Annotated in this window: 6 protein-coding genes and 1 pseudogene; 1 reads left to right on the forward strand and 6 read right to left on the reverse strand. The window is 60.4% G+C overall.

Annotated features, from left to right (window positions below; genetic code table 11):
- A pseudogene (locus ACT6S0_RS25235) lies at nt 1-1,033 on the forward strand (IS3 family transposase); the annotation flags it as partial.
- 63 nt (nt 1,034-1,096) lie between these two features.
- On the opposite strand, the gene ACT6S0_RS25240 reads toward ACT6S0_RS25235, so the two are convergent.
- The 6 genes from ACT6S0_RS25240 to ACT6S0_RS25265 all read right to left on the reverse strand — a co-directional run bounded on the left by ACT6S0_RS25240 (nt 1,097) and on the right by ACT6S0_RS25265 (nt 5,269).
- Nucleotides 1,097-1,918 (reverse strand): hypothetical protein, encoded by an 822-nt coding sequence (locus ACT6S0_RS25240; protein ID WP_444759990.1) that lies wholly within the window; start codon nt 1,916-1,918, stop codon nt 1,097-1,099.
- Nucleotides 1,915-2,724, reverse strand: a complete 810-nt coding sequence (locus tag ACT6S0_RS25245) for an SIR2 family protein (protein ID WP_444759991.1) — start codon at nt 2,722-2,724, stop codon at nt 1,915-1,917. Before ACT6S0_RS25245 ends, ACT6S0_RS25240 begins: the two co-directional genes overlap by 4 nt.
- Nucleotides 2,721-3,281, reverse strand: coding sequence for a non-canonical purine NTP pyrophosphatase (locus tag ACT6S0_RS25250; protein ID WP_444759992.1), 561 nt, complete (start codon nt 3,279-3,281; stop codon nt 2,721-2,723). The genes ACT6S0_RS25245 and ACT6S0_RS25250 overlap by 4 nt, the downstream gene beginning before the upstream one ends.
- A complete protein-coding gene (locus ACT6S0_RS25255) occupies nt 3,278-4,324 on the reverse strand; it encodes an adenosine deaminase family protein (RefSeq protein ID WP_444759993.1) in 1,047 nt (348 codons plus the stop codon). The genes ACT6S0_RS25250 and ACT6S0_RS25255 overlap by 4 nt, the downstream gene beginning before the upstream one ends.
- Before the next feature lie 276 nt (nt 4,325-4,600).
- Entirely contained in the window at nt 4,601-4,897 is a 297-nt protein-coding gene (locus ACT6S0_RS25260) for a helix-turn-helix domain-containing protein (protein WP_444759994.1), read from the reverse strand.
- Nucleotides 4,898-4,966: 69 nt separating this feature from the next.
- Nucleotides 4,967-5,269, reverse strand: a complete 303-nt coding sequence (locus ACT6S0_RS25265; RefSeq protein WP_444759995.1) for a helix-turn-helix domain-containing protein — start codon at nt 5,267-5,269, stop codon at nt 4,967-4,969.
- Nucleotides 5,270-7,255: the final 1,986 nt, after the last annotated feature.

The following is a 7,255-nucleotide window of genomic DNA, read 5'->3' on the forward strand; positions in this document are numbered from 1 at the left end:
CGCTGGAAGGCAAAAGACCAGCGCATCCTATGAAGGCAGATAAGCCGAATCCAGAGCCACCCCAGACGGACGGCGGCAGCTCGAACCGTGAGTTGCGTGACGAGGTTGAACGTCTGCGCGCGGAGGTGGCCTACCTAAAAAATTTGGAGGCCTTGGTTCGAGCCAATCGGCAAGCCGCGCAGAAAGAGCGCAAGCCGTTCTCGAGCTGAGGCCAGACTACCCGTTGCCAGTGCTGCTGACCGCTGCGGGCTTGTCGCGCAGCACGTTCTACTACCAAGCCAAGGTCTTGGAGACCAGTGACAAGTACGCGGGCTTGAAGTCAAGCATCAAGGCCGTCTATGAGCGCCACAAGGGCCGCTACGGCTATCGGCGCATCACCGCCGAGCTACGTCAGACCGGCCAGGCCGTGAATCACAAGACCGTGCAGCGGCTGATGAACGGCCTCGGTCTGAAGTCGCTGGTTCGGCCGAAGAAATACCGCTCCTACCGGGGCGAGTCCGCGTCATCGCCGAACGTGCTCGATCGCCAGTTCGACGCAGCGCGGCCGAACGAGAAATGGGTGACTGACGTGACCGAATTCAATGTCCGCGGCGCAAAGCTTTACCTGTCGCCTGTCATGGACCTCTACAACGGCGAGATCGTGACCTTCGAGATGCAGGAGCGCCCCCTGTACTCCCTCGTAGGGAACATGCTCAAGAAGGCGCTCTCGAAGCTGAAGGGACGCAGCGCCGCGCCACTACTGCACTCCGATCAGGGATGGCACTATCAGATGCCTGACTACCGTAAACAACTCAGCGCTCACGGGCTGACGCAAAGCATGTCGCGCAAAGGCAATTGCCTGGACAACGCCGCTATGGAGAGCTTCTTCGGCACGCTCAAGTCCGAGTTCTTCTACCTCAACAAATTCGCTGACATCTCAGAGCTGAAGACAGGCCTGCGCCGCTACATTCACTACTACAACCATCAACGCATCAAGCTCAAACTCAATGGCCTGAGCCCGGTCCAGTACCGAACTCAGGCATCGAGCTGCTAGCTTCCAGCCGTCCAACTTCTGGGGGTCAGTTCAAAGCCGGGGCGGTTCAGTCGGCGCGTTGGCTCAAGGGACGCCGGACTTTGATTGACGTGAACTCAGTCGGATGAAGCCTGCAGGCACCAGGCGAGTCTCGCCATCGAGTGTCAGGATGGCCATCAGCTTTGTATTGCCGATGACGACAAGACCGTCGATCTGCTCGACGTGCTCCTTGCCGTCCAAGCCCTTCTCCTCGTACCTGATGGACACGCATTCGACCGGGCGATATGCAGGGTCAGACACGCAGCCTGCCCCTCGTGCCATTTCCCTCTCCGCATCCTTGTTCCCGGCGTACTCGGCGATATAGGGCAGGAAGAGGAGGCTCGCCAACAGCGCAAGTATTGCCCGCGGCACCAGGTACAGGACCATGGCAAGCCACGCAGCGGCCCCAAGCCCGACGACTGCCGGGCTCGGCCGCCACTTTGGCGTCATCAGCAGAGGGCGCTTGCCTTGATGCTTTCGAGCGTAGAACCAAAACCCAAAGAAGCAACCTAGCGACACCAAGCCGCCGGTGACGAGGTAGCCCTTGTGGCTAGGAAGGACCGCAAAGAAGTTCACCAGTAGCGACATCAGCACGTGATGCAGCGCGACGGGCACGTCGATCGAATCGACCGGGAAGGTTGACACCGGAATCCCGAATTTCCCGAGATACCCCCTCAAGTAAAAAGACGGGAATAGCGCCCAGATGGCCGTGAAGATTCCAGTGAGCAGTGCGAAGTACTTGAATGACTTGAACCAGCTGATCAAGCTGTCGTCGGGTTTGGCAGCCGCTGTGCCGCCCGTTTTGCGTGCCGCGGGTGCTGGCATGTCCGGCGGGTCGACGGCGCCGCTGTCAGTGGGCGATGTCATGCTCGATTAGCCTCACCCACCAGTTGTTGCAGGAAGCTAGTGAGCGCCTTCCCGGGGTCGTCGTCCTCGGAAACGATCATCTCGATGCCCCAATGGCTGAGCACTTCCTTGGCCACTGGGTTCGGACGATGCGTGAAGACATAGGACTTCGGCCTGGCAGTCGCCAAGCTGGAGCTGCCCCAAATCTCCGTCAGCCGATAGAACAAGAGCCGGATGTTGATGTCGTTCAGGCTGTATCCAATGAAGAGCACCGAGCTCCCGAGCACATCTGCGCGCAGCTTGATGTCCAGCGGCGTATCGAAATCCAGACGCTTGAAGTAACTGGTCTCGTCCAGAACGATGGAGTCCTCCAGGTCGAAGTCTCCGTGCAGCTTGATGATCTGGCGGCGTCCCTCGATGAGCCTCACCAAGTCTGCGACGCTCTTGATCTTGTCGTACTTCACGCCGTACGAGTCATGGGCGAACTCCAGCCAACGGTCGTAGTTGGTGGTGTAGATCTTGGGAAAGTTGCCGTGGACGATCAGGCGGTGGATTTCCGACTTGGTGATGTCCGTCCCGGCGTTGTGCCAGGCGCGATCCATCCAGCTACGCAACGCCCCCAGGCCACCCATCTTCTTTTTATAGAACTCGGCGAGCGCCAGCGGCGTACCGTATGTGGCGAAGATCTTTGGGTCGTAATCCAGCTCTTCCGCGATGCGCCCGATCAGCTCGTTCCAATTTGGCAGCCCGAGGTTCGCCGACACGCCGGCGCCCACGAACAACATCAGCCGTCCGCTGCTGTGCGCCTCAATCAGCTCGTCCTTCATTTCGTACCTTTCGTGTTCTTGAGGTGATCGGCGAACTTGTCCAGCGCGATGCGGCGCATGGAGATGTCGTCCTTGGCGGCTCCCATCTCGGCGAAGGTTTGGCTGAAGCCGTTCGGGGTGAAGACGCAGTCCCACTGAAAGTCGGCGGGGCCGGCGGGCACTGGAGGCACCGTTCCTTCGATTGCACCCTCGAACAGGTGCATCCTGTACCCGTCGCAGTAGCCGAGCACGGTCTTGGCGGTGACCTTGGCATCACCCAGTCCCGCCACCAGGCTGGCGAAGCGGTCAGCCTTCAACTGATCCCAAAAGATTTGGGTCAGGCCAGCGGGCAGCCCGTTGAGGCCGCTCAGGTAAAGGCCTGTGTGCTCGACGAACAGCGGGCGGCCGATAGACCCAAAGGCCTTGATCAGCTTGTCTTTGACCAAGGCGTTGACATCTTCAGTCTGCAGTTCCTGGATCTTCTGTGGCACCGCAATGATGTCGACCCCCGCCGGGGCGAGGATGCGCTCGACCTCTGCAACCTTGTGCGGATTGCTGGACATGAACCGGATCTTCAAATCAGTCCCTCCATGAATGAATAGTGTTTGGCGATCTCGTACTGCTGCTGCATGTCGCAGATCGACAGACCCTCGGCCATCGCCGCGGTCTGGTCGTCGGCCAGGCCACGCTGGTGGATCGCCGGGTTGTCCGAGCAGATGACAAAGGGCACGCCGTGGCGCCGGAACTCTTGAAGCGGATGAGCTTCGTTGGGCGGCACCGCGCCCGTGAGCCGATTGCTGATCGGGCAGACCTCCACGCAGATGCGCCGCTCGGCCAGCAGATCCATGAGATCCGGGTCCTTGCCTGCGGCAGTTCCATGACCAATGCGATCGGCATGGAACAGCTCGACGGCGGATCGCACGTTCTCTGCACGGCCGGTCTCGCCGGCGTGGATCGTGATGCCCAGTCCGAGGTGGTCCTTGGCGTCGCGGAACATGGATGGCAGCTCGGCGGCGTACGACATTTCCTCGTCGCCGGCCAAGTCAAGTCCCACTACGTCCTTCGGCCGGCCAAGTTCTTCGAAGGCCTGCAGGAGCGTGGCAAGCCCGACAGCGCCGTAGTCGCCACGGGTGACGGTCAAGATCAGGCCGCGGCGGATGCCGTGGCGGCGCGCCGCTTCCCCGGTCGATTCAATGAGACGCTCAAGGGCGTGGGCTGGCGAACACCCCTGCAGCGTCGCGAGGTACAGCACACTGCTGCGCAGTTCTACGAAGGCCACCTGGTTCTCGGCCAGACTGCCGAAGACCGCAAGCGTCAGCCGATCGAGGTTGGCTCGCTTCTTTGGGAACAAGCGCAGGACCTGCCATGGCGTCAGGTACTCCGCCAGGGAGCGGCAAGGCGCCAGCCGGACCATGTCGCGCTGGAAACAAAAGCCGTGCGGCAGCGAAGTGCCTTCATCAGCGAGGATCTCCCGGATCGTCGCCGCTGGAACGGCGCCATTCATATGCACGTGAAGCTCCCCGCGCTTGAGCGCGTTGGATGCCTCTTCTTCTGTGCATTCGACCTCGGTGATGCCGGCCTCAACCAGCATCCCTGGCAAATCAAGTTGCCGTTGGTTCAATCGCCGTCCCTGAAGCTAGTTCTCGAGCTCATGGCTCGTTTTGAAGAATGTTAGCGGCCTGTCTATTGGCAGCGCATCGCTGCTGACCCGCAGCACGCCGTCAGTTCAGCTTGGCGTCGACCCGGCGGACCTATTGCAGTAAGGGTTTCAGGACGGCGGACGGCTGCTTGATCGGCGGCAGGTGGGAATCTGCACCGCGCCGCAACTGTCGCCGTCAAGGTGGATTCGGCGGACGCTTATCTCCTCTCGACGCACGGCTGGCGCTACACGGTGATGCTATCGACGTCGCTTGAAAATCTTCTCTACCGGACCGACGAGTTCCGAGGACTCGCAGCTCAGGCCTCTCGCGAGCTTGAGTAGCGCGAGGAGTGAAGGCTGGCTGAGCCCACGTTCGAGGCGGCTGATGTACGAGCGCTCAATTCCAGTTTCAAGGGCCAGCGCTTCTTGAGACATTCCAGCTTGAAGACGACGCGCCTTCGCCGCACGACCGAAAGCCCTGGCAACGCCTTCGTCGAGGCTGCTGTAACCCTTGGGGCGGCCAGGCTTGGGAGCGTTCTTGGGGCGGACGGGCATCCGCCAAAGGGTCCAAGAACCGAGCTATCTACGCCACGTTATAGATAACTCATAACAACATCGTTTCCCTCAAGATGGCGGCCGCTGAGATGCCTTTCTTCGCAGTACGCGCAGCTGAGACGCGCCGTGCGGACCAAGCTCGGCATGCAGCTCACTGATGAACTTGATGAAGTCGATTTCGAGCGCAAGCAGCCATTCACGCAGCTCGATGACATCGAGCCTGCGTTCGCCGCTTTCAACCTTGCTTACGAGAGCTTGATCGCGCCCCAGGCGGTCAGCCAGGTCAGCCTGGCGCATGCGCTTGCCTAGACGTGCAAGCTGAAGCTTCTCCAGGAAGACTTCGTTGTGGCGGGTGTGCAGAGTCTTGGCCATGATTGTTTCCGGGCCGGACCCTAGCGCATGTCTAGCCGTATTCGGTAAGCGCATTTTTTTCCACACACGGGCGCGCTTGTGATCGACAGCGGTTGGATCACGCGGAAGATGTCCGTCAGAATGCCTTGGGTTATCTATACCTCAGCAGCTGGTGTTCCAGTGCCGACCATCTTGCATCTATGTTCGTTTCCCGTCCGCAGTACGAGCGCGCCCTACCGGCAGGTCTTGAACATCCGGCTGCTAGGCAATGGCGGATTGTTGAACTGGCGCTGAACGCACCCTGGTTTCTGCTCTCGTTGGAGGTGGTCGATGACGAGGAGCCGGCGCTCGGCGTCCTGCAGACGCTGTGCATCGCATCGGACCAAGACCTTCTGGGCCTGTTGAGCGGCGTTGACCCCGCGCGCGTGCGAGGAGTTGTTTGTATGCTTCCGGCTTGGCTTTCGTCTACCGGTCAGTGGTGTTCTCGTGACGTCCGGGGGGTCTGGGAGTGCACCTCGGATGCCGGCCGCTGGATCCTGCTTGTTGACAAAGCTGGCCAACACTTTGACCTTGGCATGCGTTCCGAGAACACAGTGCCGGCAACCAGGGAGCTCGTCTTGCGGCTGAGGTCTGGCTCCACCAGATCATCCGCGGGTCTAGCAACCGGCATCAGCAGCTCCCGTGGGTATGCTAGCTCGATCTCCACCAAGGCCTTGTTCAATGCCTCTTCAGAAGCTCGAGACGAGCGGGCTGGTGCTACGGACATGCTTTCTATACCGGAGGCGGCGCGATTGGTGGCGGTGAGAGTTGCGACCCTCCGGTCGTGGATCCGCGACGGGCGGGTAATTGCGCTTGAATTGCCACACAAAGCCTCGCGCTTGCCTCGTTGGCAATTCGAACCGGCTATGTGGGACGCGATCCCAGATATCGCGAGAGCTCTCGGCACAACACACGGTTGGGACATCCTCGGGTTCCTTGAAACGCCTTGCGGCATGCTGGACGGCGTGACGCCAAGGGAGGCCATGGAACGAGGGAGACTCCAGCGGGTTCTAGATGCTGCCTGGGCGGCATCCTTTTGAACTGATTGTTCTGAGCCGGCGATCTGCTGAGTTGATTCGACCAGCAGTGGCCTGAGGCAAGGTCCACGGGGCCGGAGTGGAAAGGATGCAAGGCCGCCAATTAGCCTAAAGGAGTTCGGATGACGTCGGTCAGAAAGCAGCGTGCCAGGGTCAATCGCATCTTTCGGGTGATGCGCCGTCGGCGGTTGGATTGCGAGCTAGAGGATCAGCTGTGGGATCGCATGCCCGCCGTAGGCCGAGAGTTCGGCAGCGCGGACTTTGAGCGGCTGATGGAGGAAGACCAGCGGCTCAAGCGGGGTGTCTTTGATCCAGCATTTTCAAGGGTGCCCGGGTTTGGCAGAGCCCCAACTTTGGAGTCTCAGGCATGAAGAGAGTTCGAGTCGCCCCCGGCAAATTCGTCCCCATCCCCACCGAGTTAGCGGAGAAGGCGGCCCGCGTTTTCGGGACCGGCCTCACACGAAACCAAGTGCTTGAGTTCAAAGCTTCCGAGCCAAGGGCAGTAGCAGGTCCAATGGCGGGCTCGCCGAAGCCGCTCACCCTCGCAAAGCGCTGGTTCGCAGTGATGCCCAGGCGGAAGCCGAAGCTTTAAGGTGAAGCGGCTCCGCTGCAGGAGCATTCCGGTGCAAGCAGATCGGGTTGCGTTGTAGTCAGCCTGCGCCCGCAGGGCGGACCTGAGCCAGCCGACGTCGCTAATCTGCAACATCACGAACCATGGGTGCGGAACTAGTTAGTCAGAAAAATTGCATAAGAATCAACGGCTTATGGGCGTATAACAGTTAGTAGGGATCCGGCGCGCGTCAAGATAGTTGTCGCCTGATTCAAGCAGCTTTGAGCTGAGTATGTGGAGCGGTGGCCGCGCTGCTGACCACCTCGTCGCGCTCTGGGTTGAGGGTGACCACCTCGATGGGCGACCAGTCTCTGGTGCTGC

This window comes from Roseateles sp., assembly GCF_052436255.1.
Classification (GTDB): domain Bacteria; phylum Pseudomonadota; class Gammaproteobacteria; order Burkholderiales; family Burkholderiaceae_C; genus Pelomonas.

What these genes read in the sequence shown, in the direction of transcription:
- ACT6S0_RS25245 (WP_444759991.1), bottom strand. Translation starts at nt 2,724, where the DNA reads ATGAAGGACGAGCTGATTGAGGCGCACAGCAGCGGACGGCTGATGTTG.
- ACT6S0_RS25260 (WP_444759994.1), bottom strand. Translation starts at nt 4,897, where the DNA reads ATGCCCGTCCGCCCCAAGAACGCTCCCAAGCCTGGCCGCCCCAAGGGT.
- ACT6S0_RS25265 (WP_444759995.1), bottom strand. Translation starts at nt 5,269, where the DNA reads ATGGCCAAGACTCTGCACACCCGCCACAACGAAGTCTTCCTGGAGAAG.
- ACT6S0_RS25240 (WP_444759990.1), bottom strand. Translation starts at nt 1,918, where the DNA reads ATGACATCGCCCACTGACAGCGGCGCCGTCGACCCGCCGGACATGCCA.